General features: G+C 58.5%; 10 protein-coding genes. 4 read left to right on the top strand and 6 right to left on the bottom strand.

The features are described 5' to 3' along the window. Positions 1 to 240: 240 nt before the first annotated feature. On the bottom strand, positions 241 to 1,734 hold the full coding sequence (locus GGR28_RS15630; RefSeq protein ID WP_319936738.1) for a sulfatase family protein: 1,494 nt from the start codon (positions 1,732 to 1,734) through the stop codon (positions 241 to 243). A 175-nt stretch (positions 1,735 to 1,909) separates the two neighbouring features. On the opposite strand from GGR28_RS15630, the gene GGR28_RS15635 reads away from it, so the two are divergent. From GGR28_RS15635 to GGR28_RS15645, 3 genes are all read left to right on the top strand, one after another. Continuing rightward, positions 1,910 to 2,797, top strand: a complete 888-nt coding sequence (locus tag GGR28_RS15635; protein WP_221233914.1) for a LamG domain-containing protein — start codon at positions 1,910 to 1,912, stop codon at positions 2,795 to 2,797. 34 nt (positions 2,798 to 2,831) lie between these two features. Then, the gene (locus GGR28_RS15640) at positions 2,832 to 4,409 is read left to right on the top strand and encodes a sulfatase family protein (protein ID WP_183496759.1); all 1,578 of its coding nucleotides are present in this window, start codon (positions 2,832 to 2,834) and stop codon (positions 4,407 to 4,409) included. Between the two features lie 368 nt (positions 4,410 to 4,777). Beyond that, positions 4,778 to 6,148, top strand: coding sequence for a hypothetical protein (locus tag GGR28_RS15645; RefSeq protein ID WP_183496760.1), 1,371 nt, complete (start codon positions 4,778 to 4,780; stop codon positions 6,146 to 6,148). Between the two features lie 133 nt (positions 6,149 to 6,281). On the opposite strand, the gene GGR28_RS15650 is transcribed toward GGR28_RS15645, so the two are convergent. Genes GGR28_RS15650 through GGR28_RS15670 form a run of 5 tightly spaced genes read right to left on the bottom strand, consistent with a single transcriptional unit; the run spans position 6,282 to position 11,959 of the window. Next, positions 6,282 to 7,298: an L-rhamnose/proton symporter RhaT gene (locus GGR28_RS15650; protein WP_183496761.1), complete on the bottom strand. Its 1,017-nt coding sequence runs from the start codon at positions 7,296 to 7,298 to the stop codon at positions 6,282 to 6,284. A 10-nt stretch (positions 7,299 to 7,308) separates the two neighbouring features. Further along, the gene (locus tag GGR28_RS15655) at positions 7,309 to 8,337 is read right to left on the bottom strand and encodes an aldose epimerase family protein (RefSeq protein ID WP_183496762.1); all 1,029 of its coding nucleotides are present in this window, start codon (positions 8,335 to 8,337) and stop codon (positions 7,309 to 7,311) included. A 33-nt stretch (positions 8,338 to 8,370) separates the two neighbouring features. Further along, the gene (locus tag GGR28_RS15660) at positions 8,371 to 9,462 is read right to left on the bottom strand and encodes a mandelate racemase/muconate lactonizing enzyme family protein (RefSeq protein WP_183496763.1); all 1,092 of its coding nucleotides are present in this window, start codon (positions 9,460 to 9,462) and stop codon (positions 8,371 to 8,373) included. 22 nt (positions 9,463 to 9,484) lie between these two features. Beyond that, positions 9,485 to 10,918 carry an aldehyde dehydrogenase gene (gene aldA / locus GGR28_RS15665; RefSeq protein ID WP_183496764.1) on the bottom strand — a complete coding sequence of 478 codons (1,434 nt, stop codon included), beginning with the start codon at positions 10,916 to 10,918 and terminating at the stop codon, positions 9,485 to 9,487. Between the two features lie 18 nt (positions 10,919 to 10,936). Beyond that, a complete protein-coding gene (locus tag GGR28_RS15670) occupies positions 10,937 to 11,959 on the bottom strand; it encodes a zinc-dependent alcohol dehydrogenase (protein ID WP_183496765.1) in 1,023 nt (340 codons plus the stop codon). A 140-nt stretch (positions 11,960 to 12,099) separates the two neighbouring features. On the opposite strand from GGR28_RS15670, the gene uvrA reads away from it, so the two are divergent. Next, the gene (gene uvrA, locus GGR28_RS15675; protein ID WP_183496794.1) at positions 12,100 to 14,922 is read left to right on the top strand and encodes an excinuclease ABC subunit UvrA; all 2,823 of its coding nucleotides are present in this window, start codon (positions 12,100 to 12,102) and stop codon (positions 14,920 to 14,922) included. Positions 14,923 to 15,391: the final 469 nt, after the last annotated feature.

The raw sequence follows: 15,391 nt of genomic DNA on the forward strand, positions 1-15,391 counted from the left end.
ACGCCGAGGTAGGGAATTGTTTTATCACCACGGAGGGCCACGGATTTGACACGGATTCGGTTACACTCAGATCGAGCGGTTATTGGTCCGAGACATTTTGCACCGCGGATTACGCAGAAGGCGCAGATTTTTTCGCAGGTCGAGATGGCACAGGTCGAACGGTTTCTGGTCCGAGATACTTTTTCACCACGGAGGGCCACGGATTTGAGATTTTGCCCGCGATCCTAGGCGGTACTCGGGCTAGAAGCCGCTTGACCGTTGGGCGGTGTAGCGGGTCAGCATTGTAGTGATTCGTTCTTGCTGATCGGGGGCATTGATGAGGTCGCGATCCTGATCTTCTGCCGGGTTGTCGGCAAGGTCGAATAGGGATACGGGCGAGAGGGAGTCGTCTTTGGCGAGGTGCATGATCAGCTTCCAGTTTCCGTCGCGGTAGATGACGCGGCGATCGGTTCCGCTCTGGAGTAGAAGGTGATCCCGCCGGCTGGCATCGGGTTGATGGAGGAGTACCGGGAGGAAATCGTGGGAGTCCATGGCCTGGTGATCCGCCAGTGGTTGGTGGGTCAGGGCGGCGAGGGTAGCGAGCAGGTCGGTGCCGGAGACTAACACGTCTGATGTCTCACCGGGGGGAATCTCACCGGGCCAGGTAGCGATAAGGGGAACCCGGTGTCCGCCTTCGTATGCCTGGTTTTTGCTCCCGCGGAGGGACCCGGGAGAAAAGTGGCCGGCGGCCTCGGTATCGGCTATTCGCAGTCCGCCGTTGTCTGAAGTGAAGACAAAGAGGGTGTTGTCGTAAATACCCTTTTCCTCCAGCGCATCAACGAGCATACCTACCTGTACGTCGAGCTCCTTGACGAGATCGAGGTGGGCAGAAGGTGTGGTGCCCCGAATCCTTTCTCCGTTTAGAGAGTCGGCCGGGGTATGGGGAAGGTGGACGGCGAGTGCGGCATAGTACAGGAATAAGGGTCGATCGGACGGAGCTTCACGAATATAGTCCACCGCCTTACCGGCAAGTAACGGACCCATTAAGTAGGGATTCCAGGCCGTGTCCCCCAGTCCTTCGTCCTTGTCGAGCGTGATGTTGAGCGGCGTCATTTTCGCCTGGGTGATCTCACCGATGCGGGAATCGGGCGTCAGCGGCATCCAACGGTGATTTTCGTATACGGCGTAGGGCACATCCTGGATGCCGGCAGGAAAGGTGAGGCTGTACTCGAATCCCTGTTGCAGCGGCCCGCCACCGACGATGCGGCTGATGTCGACATCGAGCTGGATCCGCGACCGGTCGCCCCGGTAGATCTGGGTAGTGTCGCCCCGCCGGTAATAATCGCCGCCCAGGTGCCATTTGCCGAGGAAGGCCGTTTGGTAGCCTGCTCTCTGCATCAGCTCGCCCAGCGTTATGTCGGTCTCCCGGATCGGGGAGGGCTGGAACGATCCCCACACGCCCCAGGGAGCGTAGCTGCGGTAGGGGTTGTTGCCGGTCATGACCGCGTAGCGGGACGGCGCGCAGAGAGAGGTGGGGGAATGGGCATCGGTGAAGGACAGGCCCCGTTCCATCAGGCGATCGAGATGCGGCGTTTCCACCACGACCTCCAGTCCGGCCTGCCGCCGGTAGCCCGCCACGTCGCCGTAACCGATGTCGTCGGCCAGAACAACGACCACGTTTGGTAATTTTTCGGGAAGCTGGGCGAAGGATGGAAGACTAAGCAGGCAGGCGATAAATGACAGAATGGCTTTCACGGTTTCGACTTTCGGGTTGGATGGCGGGAGCAACCAATGTATCGTACATCGCGGGGGCGCACAAGGTGAAAAGCGGCAAATAACCATACGTAGTGCAGCCCGATACCAGCGTGGCACGCGCTGGTCCACTTCGCTCCGATATTTGACTTCCGTTAATCCACTCAATCTATCCGTCGTGAGAATACTTGCCCTCTTAGCTATTTCCCTGTTTGCCTGCACCCGCGTACCCGCCCAACCTACCTTTGCGCCCGGCGAAGACCCCGCGCCCGCGGGCAGCGAATGGGTAGCCGTGCCCGAGCTGTCGGATGACTTCGACGGCCCCACAGTGGACACCGGTAAGTGGCAGATCGAACCCATTGGCAACGACTGGGCCTGGATCGGTCGGGCTCCCGGATTGTTTCAGGCGGAGAACGTAAGCATCCGCGACGGGAAGTTGTCGGTGGAAGTCGGGGTGCTCCCGGAAGCCCGGGTCATCGACGGCAAGACCTTCACCCACTACGGCGGGATCGTGCGCTCGTTGCAGCCCGCACACGTAGGGTACTACGCCGAGGCCAAGATGAAGGCCAATCGCACGGAGATGTCGTCCACCTTCTGGCTGATGTCAAAGTACGACTGCGAACGCAAGCTGGAGCTGGACGTGCAGGAGTGCGTCGGGGTCGTCTCTCCCCTGGCCAAGGAATGGGCCCGCGAGTGGGACCACGTGATGCATTCCAACTTTATTCACCGGACGACGGAATGCAACCCCGAACCCGTGCAGTCGCAGAACAGCGTGAAGACCCCCACCCAGAATGCGGATCGGTTTTACGTCTACGGCGTGTGGTGGAAATCGCCGCGGGAACTGCGCTTTTACCTCGACGGGAAGTACGTCTACTCCATCGAGCCCACCGTAGACCACGACCGCGAGGCCTGGCTGCACATGGCCATCGAGACTTACGATTGGAACCCGATCCCACCCGACGGAGGGGTGATCAAGGATGCCCCCATCGAAGACCGCCGCACGGAGTACGAGTGGATCCGGGTATGGGAACTGGACGGGGAGGCTCCAACTTCGGACGGGAAGTAACGCCCTTTCCTGCATTCCTTACTAAATTGTCGTCATGAAAGTTATTGCACTTCCCCTCGCGCTGAGTCTGTTATTCGGACTTCTCCTCCCCTCCTGCGGCACCGCACCCGAAACGGGTACCGGAGCCGTCACGACCGCCGGCGAGAATAAGCCCAACATCGTATTTATTTACCTCGACGACCTCGGCTACGGCGACGTAAGCGCCTACGAGGCCGGCTCACTGGAGACGCCCAACATCGATGCCCTGGCTAACGGCGGCGTGCGGTTCACCAACGGGTACGCCTCCTCGGCGACCTGTACCCCCAGCCGTTACGCGCTGCTGACGGGCGTGTACCCCTGGCGCAACAGCGACGCCAAGATCCTGCCCGGCACCGCGCCGCTCATCATCGATACCGCCCAGACTACCGTAGCGAGTATGCTGAAGGAGGCGGGCTACCACACCGGCGTGGTCGGTAAGTGGCACCTCGGTCTCGGCACCGGCGACGTCAACTGGAACGAGCACGTGAGCCCCGGTCCCAACGAGATCGGCTTTGACTACAGCTACATCATGGCCGCTACCCAGGACCGCGTACCCACCGTCTACCTCGAAAACGGGATGGTCGATGGGCTCGATCCCAATGACCCCATCGAGATCGACTACCAGAACAACTTCCCCGGCCAGCCCACTGGTAAGGACAACCCCGAGCTGACCACCATGAAGTGGCACCACGGCCACAACAACACCATTGTCAACGGCATTCCCCGCATCGGTTACATGAAGGGTGGTGAGAAGGCGAAATGGAGCGACGTCGACATGGCCGATCACTTCCTGGATTACGCCCAACGCTACGTGCGCGACCATAAGGACGGGCCCTTTTTCCTCTACTACGCCCTGCAGCAACCCCACGTTCCGCGCACGCCCCACCCCCGCTTCGTGGGTAAGTCCGGCATGGGTCCCCGCGGTGATGTGATCGTGGAGGCTGACTGGGCCATCGGTGAATTCGTGAAGACGTTGCGGGAGGAAGGGCTGCTGGAAAACACCTTGATTGTCCTGAGCTCCGACAACGGCCCCGTCCTCAACGACGGCTACTACGACGATGCCGTGGAAAAACTTGGTGACCATACGCCGGCGGGTCCGCTGCGTGGGGGAAAGTACAGCCTGTACGAGGCCGGCACCCGCGTTCCCTTCATCACGTACTGGGAGGGCAACATCGAGCCCAAGGTATCCGACGCACTGGTTTCCCAACTGGATTTACTGCCCTCGCTGGCGGAACTCGTGGGCGGGGACGCAGGAGCTAGCGGGGCAATGGACGGCCAACAATTACTGGCTTCTTTCCTGGGCGAAAGCGATCAGGGTCGCGAGGAGCTCGTTCTGGAAGCAACTTCCCGCACCGCCCTGCGGGCGGGCGACTGGCTGATGATTCCACCCTACAAGGGCCGGGCGGTCAACGCTCAGGTTAACATCGAACTAGGTAACGATGCGGAGTACCAGCTCTACAACCTCGCCGACGACCTCGGACAGACCCAGAATCTTGCCGCAGAAAACCCCGATAAACTGGCCGAGCTAGTAAAGGCCTACGAAAAGATACGGGGAACGGAGAATACCGAGACCGAGCAGCTGAAACTGGAGTAAGCCCCGCTTAGGCCGTGAGGCTGTTTCCCCACGCGATCACGATCACGCCGAGGATCAAGGCGATGAGGCCGGCGTAGGGTGGCAATTGGCTGCGAAAGGCATTAGGGAGATCCTACAATTTTAGAGAGTCCATAAAGTACCTACGGATAGGTATTGACCAGTAAATAGGCAGTCTTCTATTTATGCAGTGAACCACAACCCCACAGGGGGAATGGTAAATGGTTGCCACTACCAAGGCGTGAAACTATTATTATTTATATCATGATCGACTTAAACTGCGCGATGTGAATCAGGCACAATCTTTTGAGTAGTAGTAAGGGAAGAACAACGTGTAGTTTAACTGCAGACGTGATACAAATTCTCCTGCCATGGACAATAAAGCCACACGTCGTCACTATGGATTGTCAGTCTTTATGCTAATACTGTTCTTTGTATTAGTGCCCTTAGAGGCATGGGCCCAGTTTCCGGATTTTGTTGATACTGACCCAAAGCACTTTTACATTTTAGACACGAACAGTGAGAAAAGGATTATTAACGCATGGCTTAACAGCAAGGATGCGATCACAAGCAAGGATACGAGTGACAGCAAGAACACCAGTAAGAGCGAGAATACTATTGACAGAATAGAAACTACATATGCTTATGAACTTTATAAAGAAGCAAGGAGGCACCGAAAAATAGCATCAGATAAACTTAAGAGCCTAAGAGCATCAAGATTCGGACCAGGCGAAATTCTTAATCGTCAAATAGACAGTATAGCGGCAATATGCGACAGCATTAAATTATCCAGCCAACCGTTCCAAGTTAAATCCAATACATCTGGCACCAATCGAAGCGTTCAGGACATCACATCAAGGTTGCAAAGGGAGACAGGTAAGCACAAAAAGAGACTAAAAAGACAGTGCCTTATAATCGAAAGAGGATATCTGGCGGGACCTGATGCTTACATCCTTAGGCACAATAAAATAGCAGACCTCCGAGTTGAGATATTAACACTAGACACCATAAAGGAAATTCTTGTCAAGGCGAATAGCATTGGTCCCAAGCCGAGGGGTGGTGACAATATATTTCCCATTATACGCCCCGGACAAGCCGACTTTTTCTACCGGGATACTTCACACGACCAGATCAGTTTTGTCTCGGACGTAATTTTACAGTCTAACCTCGACCAAACCGCCTTAGAGTCAAACATACTAAGCGGAAATCTACTGGTTTTCAGGACCGACATTTATACGGCCGTATCGAAACACGCTGATACTCTAGGAAATAGCGGATATAACAATGTTCTATACGGTGCCCTGGTGAACGGCAAAATTTCGTACCCGCTGCTGTTTGCCTCGGGAGACTACGCCTCGTTCTATGTTCCGATTGGTCTAAAATTGTCATATGACAACTTATCTAGCGGAACGGAGGATACAAAGGGAAACGACGTTCTCTTTAGAGAACTTTTTGCCTCCGTTTACGTGCAATTGCCCCTGACCAACACATCGATTAAAAAACCGGCGAGTTTCTTTTTCAATGGTGAGTACACACGGGTCAGTGGCAATTCCAAATTTTATGCAAGCCTTCCGAATATCGATAAACCATTCGGCATAGCCCGGGCTACAGCTGGGCTGGAAGTGGACAAGACCGTTCGGTTGGCCGTAAATTTTCCGCTTTTTGTTTCCAAGAGTTCTATACCCGAATTGAGGGTAACGACGGTAGGCGTTCAGGTCAATCCTTCTCGTCTATCCGAGTAGCCTTTCGAGATCTGGATGGCACACCGGTGGGCCCGGCAGATGCTTGAACCGGATCAGGTAGTAACCCTTTAAGTTCGAGCGTACGGGGGCGGGCACGCAGGAGCAGCAGATCATCGGAATGCGAGCACTACGGCTACACCGCAAGACTATTCCCCCATGCAATCACGACCACGCCCAGTATCATGGCGATAAGGCCGGCATAGAGTAGGCCCTTGGCCCGGCCCGAGGCGCTGATCCATTCTCCGGTGATGAGGCCGGTGACGATGGCTACGGCCACACTGACGGTGTTGAAAATGGCGTATCCGACGGTATTGCCGGCCTGTCCGAGCTGGAAGGCTGCGTAGGCGAAGGTGACGGAGGCGGCAAAGTTGAGGACGGCCATAATGGTGGTGAGGCCGATGTTGCGGCCCAGGGCGGGGGACTTAAACTTACCCCAGTAGTTTTTCTTACTTAACTGATAGTAGAAGTAGGGGGCTACGAAGAGTCCGCCGGCAAGGTAGATCACGAACATGACCACTACAGCAGTGACCCATTCCGGATTGCCGGCGGCCTGGGAGGCGGCGTGAATGGCCGGCCGCCCGGCGGCGTTGGCGTAGCTGAATCCGGTCGCGAGCAGTCCACCCCCGATGGCGATGGCGATGCCCGTGCTCATAGCTGCATCGGAGCGGGTGGAAAGGGCTTGCTCCTGCTCGTCCTTCTGCCGCGCGACTCCCGCCCGACCGTTAGCGATCACCCCGATGAGGACGATAAAGATGCCGACCAGGATGGTCAGGAAGGCTCCCTGGGGTGGCAGTCCGTCCACGATGAAGGGAAGTAAGGACCCCACGAGGATCACGGTGCCGATAAAGATCGAGAAGCCCAACGACAGGCCGATGTAGTTAATGGCCTTCCCCCAAAGCATCACGCCGATGCCCCACAGGATGCCTGCAATGCCCATCTTAAGTAAGATCTCTCCGGAGAGGGAGCCGAGAATGGCCGTAAAATCATCGACCAAGAGGAAGCCGGCGATTACCGGTACGATGAACATATTGATGAGGAACATCAGTCCCCAGGTGTTCTCGAATTCGAAGTCCCGGGCGTACTTCTCCGGCAGGGCGTACAGGCCCAGCATGATGCCGGCCGCGATGGCTGAAATGATTCCGATGGTCATGATCGATGTGCTAAAAAGTGAATTGGTAAGTGGTGGTGGCGGCGTAGGTATCTCCCGGCCGTAGCACGGCATCGTTTACCTCCGGCAAGTTCGGGCCGTTCGGGAAGCGACTGGCTTCGAAGCAGAAAGCCCGGTAGCGGCCGAAGCGGTCGCCGTTTTCCCGCTGCAGTTCGTCGGAGGTGAAGTAGCCGGTGTAAAAAAGGGCACCCGGCTCCGTGGTGAACACGGTGAGCTTGCGTCCGCTGACCGGATGAGAAAATTCAGCAACAGGTCCATTGGAATGGTCCAGGACGTAGTAGTGCTCAAAGCCGGTCGGAAAGTGCGGGAGTGCATCGTCGAGCGAAGTGGTATTCCGGAGGTCGGCGGGGGTTTCCGTGACGGGGGTCCGGGCGCCGACCGGGATATTCGTTTCATCGGGGGTCAGGAATTCCTGAGCGTCGATGTGGGCGGTGTGTCCGTGGATCGTCTCGGTAAAGCCAGACAGGTTAAAGTAGGCATGGTTTGTGAGGCTAAGGGGAGTGGCTTGGTCGGTGGTACCGGTATAGGTCATTTCCAGAGCGTTGTCTTCCGTGAGCCGGTACGTGACCGTGACGTCCAGGTTACCGGGATAGCCCTCTTCTCCGTCGGGACTGTGCAGCGAAAACCGGACGGTGTCCTCTCCCACCGCCTCCGCGGTCCAGATTCGTTTGTCGAAGCCGGTGATGCCGCCGTGGAGGTGATTGCTGCCGTCGTTGACCGCGAGGAGATAGTCCTGATTGTCGAAAGAAAACTTACCGTCCTTTATTCTCGATGCGTACCGGCCGATGGTCCCTCCGAAGTAGGGTGCATTGGCTCGGTAAGCATCAGAAAAATAGCCGTCCAACTTATCGAAGCCCGCCACGAGTTCTACGCGGCCGCCCTCGCGATCCGGCACGCTGATCGAGGTGATGGCCGCCCCGTAAGCCATCAGTTTCACCCGCATGCCACTGGCGTTTTCCAAGGTATAGAGGTGTACGCACTGGTTTTCATGGGTACCGAAGGGCGTTTTGGTGATAGGCATGATCGTTGATTCTGTTCGCGTGAGGGGGGCGGATTAATGCTGGCGGTAAGTCAGCAGCTTATCCCAGTCGAAAACGACCCCCGTGCCCGGTACATCCGGGGCCACCGCCCGGGCATTTTCGACTACCAGCGGGCGGGTCGTGTATTCGTCGATGGGAAAGCTGTGCACCTCTAGCCAGCCGCCGTGCGCCTGGCTGCTGACCAGGCTGACGTGCAACTCCTGCATGCCGTGGGAGCAGACGGGGAGGCCGTGCTGCTTCGCTAGTTGTGCCGCGGCCAGCCAGCCGGTGATGCCGCCGCAGTTGGATGCGTCGGGCTGAAGGAAACCCAGATCGGCCTGTTCGCAGGCGTACTGAAATTCGTGAATGGTGTGGAGGTTTTCCCCCATTGCCAGGGGAATGTTGGTGGCCGCCGCGATCTCCGCGTAGCCGGTGTAATCGTCCGGAATGGTGGGCTCTTCGAACCAGGTGATGTCGTAGGGCTCGATGGCCCTGCTGAAGTCGATCGCTTCCGCCACGCTCAGGCTGTAGTTGGCGTCGACCATGAAGGTTACGTCGGGGCCGATCAATTCGCGGACTGCCCTTACGCGCTCGACATCTTCCGCCCGGTCGGGGCGACCGACCTTGATTTTAACCGCCGTAAACCCCCGAGCGAGATACCCGCAGATATTGCCGAGCAGCTTTTCGAGGGGGAACATCAGGTCGATGCCGCCGCAGTAGGCCTGGCAGCTGTTCCCCGCCCCACCGGCGACTTGCCAGAGCGGCTGGCCGAGTCGTTTGCCGCGAATGTCCCAGAGGGCGATGTCGATCGCGCTGATGGCAAAGCTGGCGATGCCGCCGCGCCCTACGTAATGAATGTGCCACTCCATAAAGTCGTAGAGGGCGGCAATGTCAGTACCGTCTTTCCCCAGCAGGGCGGGAGCCAAATCGTGCTCGATCATGGCCCGGATGGCGTGGCCGCCCTTTCCCCCCGTGTAGGTGTAGCCCGTTCCTTCGCTGCCGTCGGACAGGGTGATGGTGCAGGTGACCAGCTCGAAGTGGAAGTGATCGCCGTGCTTGGCGTCGGAGAGCACTTCGGGGAGGGGGACCCTAAAGAGTTGGCAGTTGATAGAGGTGATTTCGTGCATAACGTATAGCGGTAGCGTCGGCCTAATACCGGAGGTAGGTGGTCTTCTTTTCGAGGTACTGTTCGATGCCGTACTTACCGTCTTCGCCCCCGCTGCCGGACAGTTTAAGTCCGTTGTGGAAGCCCTGGTGGAGTTCGCCGTGGCCGCGGTTGATGTATATTTCGCCGAATTCCAGTACATCGGGGAGGCGCATGATCTTTGCGAGGTCCTTGGTGAATACGATAGCGGCCAGGCCGTAGCGGCAGTCGTTGGCGTATTCCATCGCCTGGTCGAAGCCGCTGAACTTGATGACGGGCAGGACCGGTCCGAAAAGTTCCTCGTGGACGATGCGCATATTCTGGGTAACGTCCTCGACCAGCGTAGCCTCGAAGAAGTTCCCCCTGGCGTAAGCCTTGCCTTCCGGCCGTTTTCCTCCCCGGGTGATGCGGGCACCCTGGCTGACGCTGTCGGCGATCAACTCTTCCAGGTTGGTGACCACGCCGGCTTCGGTGAGGGGACCGAGATCGGTATCCTCCGCGCTGGGGTCACCGACCTTTAGCTTGGCGACGGCTTCCCGAAATTTGGTCATGAACGCATCGTAGATTTCCTCCTCCACGTACATCCGTTCGTTGCAGGTACAGACCTGACCGTAGTTGTCGAAGCGGCTGTGGAGGGCACCCGCAACGGCCTCGTCCAGATCGGCGTCGGCAAACACGATGCAGGGGGCCTTGCCGCCCAGTTCGAGCTGGACGTGGGTGAGATTTTTGGCGGCGGAGCGAGCGATGGCCTGTCCGGTGGGGGTGCTGCCCGTCATAGTGACCATGTTGGTCAGCGGGCTTTCCACCAGCGCGACACCAGCCTCCACGCCGCCGGTCACTACGTTTAGTACACCGTCGGGCAGACCTGCCTCTTTAGCCAACTCGCACAGCATCATCGTGGAGAGGGGTGCAGCGGGGGTGGGCTTTAGCACCATGGTGTTACCCGTCACGAGGGCCGGACCGATCTTCCTGCCCGCAAGGGCCAGCGGAAAGTTCCAGGCCGTGATGGCTACCACTACTCCCTTGGGCACCTTGTGAATGAGTAGTTGCTCGTTGGGGTTATCGCTGGGAATGATGTCGCCCTCGATGTGGCGCGCCCAGCCGCAGGCGTACTCCAGGAAGGAGGAGGTGACGTCGACCTCGAAACGCGCTACCTTAAGCAGTTTGCCCTGCTCGGCAACGATCGTTCGGGCTAAATCTTCGCGGTGCTCTTTGATCTTTTCGCTGAAGGCCCGGATCAGGTCCGCGCGTTGCTTATTGGGCATGCGCCGCCACGATACTTGGGCGACCCTGGCGGCCTCCAGGGCTTTGGTTACGTCCGCAGCCGTAGCGACGGATACGGAGCCGACCGTCTCCCCGTTTGCGGGATTCGTTATCGTATCGGTGCCGCCGCTTCCGGGCGTCCACTTGCCGTCAATGTATAGCTTAAAATTTTTCATAGGGGTACGTTTAACGCGTTATGCCTGGCAGTCGAGCAGCACCTTCATGCCGTTCGGGTCGCGGTCTATTTGCTCGAATACGGACTGCACCTCCGTCAGGGGGGCCACCGCGGTGATTAGGGATTCCAGGGGCAGGGATTTTTCCGCAACCAGGCGAATGGCATCTTCGTAATCTTCGGGTTCGTAGACGCGGGCTCCGATGAGTTGCAGCTCCTTCCAGAAAAATTTGAAAAGGTTGACGGGCCGCGGCTGACCGTGGATGGCCACCAGCACGATGCGACCGCGAATACCGGCCACGTCCGTCATGACATCGATGGTGGGTTGTACGCCGGCTACTTCGAAGACCACGTCCGCCAGCCCGCCGTCGGTTTGGGCCGAGACGTAGTCGACCAGGTTCTCTTTTGCCGGGTTTACCACCGCGAAACCCAGCTCTTTGGCCATGGCAACGCGGGTTTCGTTGGTTTCTGAAATTAGGACCTTTGCTCCTGCGCTGCGCGCCCGCATGGCTACGAGCATTCCGATGGGGCCGCCCCCGAGTACAACGGCGTATTCGTTTTCCTTTAGTCCGCTGAGGCGAACGTCGTGGCAGGCGACGGCAAGCGGTTCGATCAGGGCGGCGAGGCGCAGGTCCGATGTATCGGGTAATTTGTGCAGGGTGAATGCCGGGACATTCCAGTAGGGCTGCATGGCCCCGGGACTGTCGATACCGATGAATTTGAGGGCCGAAGCAATGTGGTTATGGCCCTTATCGGAGGGCTTGGCACCGCGGTCGTCGAGTGGGCGTACGACGACTTTTTCGCCTACCGAGAAGCCGGTGACGCCCTCCCCCACGGCGTCGACCGTTCCGGACATCTCGTGGCCTATGGTTAGGGGGATGCTTACGCGCTGGTCCATCATTCCGTGATAGATGTGGACGTCGGTGCCGCAGACGCCGCAGTAGGCTACCTTGATCCGCACCTCGCCCGGCTCCGGGGCAGTGACGGGAGCGTCTACGATTTCGAATGTTTTGTTGCCCGTATAGCGGGTGGCTTTGGTGGTCATGCCGATCTGATGTTGTGAGGGGGTAAAGAAGCGACTCCTGGTGGTAGTGCAGGAAAACTATCGGGTCTAAACCTATCACATATGCATTAATCCATCGAGAAATGCCAAAACCCAGGCGGCGTCCCAGCCGTTTCCACCCCATGTCCACCAACCGCCAAGACCTGAGCGCAGCCGATCTGCGTACCGCCGTTTTCATTAAGGGAGCCAACGCCAATAACCTGAAGAACATCGATCTCACAATCCCGAAGAACCAGCTCGTGGTGGTTACGGGCGTGAGCGGCAGCGGGAAATCGAGCATCACGATGGATACCCTCTTCGCGGAGGGGCAGCGGCGCTACGTGGAGAGCCTGAGCAGCTACGCCCGGCAATTCCTGATGCGGATGAAAAAGCCGGAGGTGGACTACATCCGCGGCATCTGTCCCGCCATCGCCATCGAACAGAAGACGACGACGGCCAACGCGCGCTCCACGGTGGGGACCCTTACCGAGATCTACGACTACTTACGGCTTCTCTACGCCCGCGTGGGCCGGACCTTTAGCCCGATCAGCGGGAAGGAAGTAAAACGGCACAGCGTGACCGACGTGGTGGACTACATCACCGGTCACGAGGAGGGCAGCCGGGTCTACCTGTACGCTCCCGTACCGCGCACTTACGGTGATCGTACCCTGCGCCGCGAACTCGAGTTGCTGCAGCAGAAGGGGTACTCGCGGGTACTGATCGACGACGAGCCCCAGCAGATCGAGGATGTGCTGGAGAGCGGTCGGGCCAGCCTGAGCAAGATGCTCGACCAGCTGGAGACGGAGGAGGAAGTGATGGTGCTGATTGACCGCTTCGTCGTCCGCGCCGATGATGAGGAGAACAACAAGCGCATTGCCGACTCGGTACAAACCGCCTTCACGGAGGGCAACGGCGAGGTGATCGTGAGCCTGGAAAACGGCGAGTGGGCCGCCTACAACAACCGTTTCGAGCTCGACGGGATGATCTTCCTGGAGCCTTCCCCCGCTCTCTTTAACTACAACAATCCCTACGGTGCCTGTCCTACCTGCGAGGGCTTCAGCCGGACCATGGGAATCGACGAGGACAAGGTGATCCCGAACCCGAGCCTGTCGGTCTACGACGGAGCCGTGGCCCCGTGGACGGGCAGCAGTTACGGGCAGTGGCAGACGGATTTTCTGCGCGCGGCTAACCGCTTTCAGTTTCCGGTGCATGCTCCCTATGCCGACCTGACGCAGGAGCAGAAGGACGAGCTGTGGGACGGAAACCGCCACGCCCAGGGCATTCACGCCTTTTTCGAGGAACTGCAGAAGAAGCTGTACAAGATCCAGAACCGGGTGATGCTGGCGCGGTACCGGGGCCGCACGCTGTGCCATAACTGTAAGGGCGGACGACTGCGCAAGGAAGCCGGCTACGTCAAGATCGACGGGAAGGCCATTATGGAACTGGTGGATTTGCCCATCGACCTACTACAGCAGCACTTCCTGGACCTTAAGCTCAACGACCACGACACCACCATCGCCCGCCGCCTCCTGCTGGAGATCAACAACCGGCTGCAGAGTATGATGGACCTCGGCCTCGGCTACCTCACCATCAACCGGCTGAGCAATACCCTGTCGGGGGGAGAGAGCCAGCGCATCAACCTGACCCGCACCCTGGGCAGTAACCTGACGGCCAGCATGTACATCCTCGACGAGCCGAGCGTGGGACTCCACCCCCGCGATACGGAGCGGCTCGTGAAGGTGCTGCGGCGACTGCGTGATCTGGGCAACACGGTATTGGTCGTCGAGCACGAAGAGGGCATCATTGCCGCCGCGGACTACCTGATCGACGTAGGTCCGGCCGCTGGCGTCCACGGCGGAGAGATCGTCTTTGCCGGACCGTACGAATCGATCTACGGCGAAGCGACCGAAAGTCTCACCACCAAGTACATGAACGGTACCATGCAGATCGAGGTACCGGAGCACCGCCGCCGCCTCACCAACTGGATCAGGCTCGAAGGTGCGCGCATGCACAACCTGAAGAAGATTGACGTGCAGATCCCCCTGAATGCCATTACGGTGGTTTCCGGTGTCTCCGGCAGCGGCAAGACGAGCCTCATCAAGGGCATCCTCTACCCCGCCCTGCGGCGGGAGCTAGGCGAGGGTACGTCTCAGGCTCCGGGTCCGTTCACTAAAATCCACGGTGACCTTAAGCTGCTGACGCAAGTCGAGATGGTGAATCAGAGCCCGATCGGCAAGAGCAGTCGGTCCAATCCGGTCACCTACGTCGGCGCCTACGATGCCATCCGTAATCTGATGGTCAATCAACAGCTATCGAAAATCCGGGGCTACAAGCCTAGTTTTTTCAGTTTTAACGTAGACGGCGGTCGCTGTCCGACCTGTAAGGGGGAGGGCGAGCAGGTGGTCGAGATGCAGTTCCTGGCCGACGTCCGCCTTGTTTGCGAGGAATGTAACGGTGCGCGCTTCAAGCGGGAGATCCTCGACGTCCAGTACAACGGCAAGAACATCGCCGAGATCCTCGACCTGAGCATCAACGAGGCCATCGACTTTTTCTCCGAAGAGAAGGATATCATGAAAAAGCTGCAGCCCCTGCAGGATGTCGGACTGGGGTACGTGACCCTCGGCCAGTCGAGCTCTACCCTCTCCGGCGGCGAGGCCCAGCGCGTCAAACTGGCCAGCTTCCTCACCAAGGAAAAGAAGGGCGAGCACATCCTCTTCATCTTCGACGAGCCCACGACCGGTCTGCACTTCCACGACGTAAAGATTCTGCTCTCCGCCATGAATGCGCTGGTCGAAAACGGCCACACCGTACTCATCGTCGAGCACAACATCGACGTCATCAAGTCGGCCGACTACGTCATCGATCTCGGCCCGGAGGGCGGGCGCGACGGGGGTCACCTGGTGTTTCAGGGGCGGCCGGAGGAGTTGAAGGGGGTGGAGGGGAGTTATACGGGGAGGTATTTGTGAATTTTAAATTTAAAATTGGGGATTTAAAATTTGCGTGGATGCTCGCTCCGCTCGTGCGTTCAAAGGTCGAGGCGTTGCACGCCGAGTGGCCGTCGTCGGCCGACCGAGGTACGAGGCTCGTCCCCCGACTAGGACAGGAAAGGTAATTTACCAATTACCATTTTTGATGTACCATGTACCATTGGCGTGGATGCTCACTACGTTCGTCCGGCGGGTAAGCAAGGTCGAGGCGTTGTACGCCGAGCGCGTCGTCGTCGTCGTCGTCGTCGGCTGACCGAGGCACGAGGCTCGTCCGCCGACTAGACCAAAAAGCCCGAGGAAGCAATAGTGACTTCCCAGGCCCCAACTCGGCGGACGAGCTTAGGCTCGGCCGACGAGGGGGCAGTCGGCCGATGAGGGGGCTGTCGTCGGCCGACCGAGGCACGAGGCTCGTCCGCCGACTAGACCAAAAAGCCCGAGGAAGCAATAG

This window comes from Neolewinella aquimaris (genome assembly GCF_014197245.1).
Classification (GTDB): Bacteria; Bacteroidota; Bacteroidia; order Chitinophagales; family Saprospiraceae; genus Neolewinella; species Neolewinella aquimaris.

Bases quoted from the DNA above. Each gene is read 5' to 3' on its own strand.
- GGR28_RS15645 (WP_183496760.1), top strand. From the start codon at position 4,778: ATGGACAATAAAGCCACACGTCGTCACTATGGATTGTCAGTCTTTATG.
- aldA (WP_183496764.1), bottom strand. From the start codon at position 10,918: ATGAAAAATTTTAAGCTATACATTGACGGCAAGTGGACGCCCGGAAGC.
- uvrA (WP_183496794.1), top strand. From the start codon at position 12,100: ATGTCCACCAACCGCCAAGACCTGAGCGCAGCCGATCTGCGTACCGCC.
- GGR28_RS15655 (WP_183496762.1), bottom strand. From the start codon at position 8,337: ATGCCTATCACCAAAACGCCCTTCGGTACCCATGAAAACCAGTGCGTA.
- GGR28_RS15640 (WP_183496759.1), top strand. From the start codon at position 2,832: ATGAAAGTTATTGCACTTCCCCTCGCGCTGAGTCTGTTATTCGGACTT.
- GGR28_RS15660 (WP_183496763.1), bottom strand. From the start codon at position 9,462: ATGCACGAAATCACCTCTATCAACTGCCAACTCTTTAGGGTCCCCCTC.
- GGR28_RS15650 (WP_183496761.1), bottom strand. From the start codon at position 7,298: ATGACCATCGGAATCATTTCAGCCATCGCGGCCGGCATCATGCTGGGC.
- GGR28_RS15670 (WP_183496765.1), bottom strand. From the start codon at position 11,959: ATGACCACCAAAGCCACCCGCTATACGGGCAACAAAACATTCGAAATC.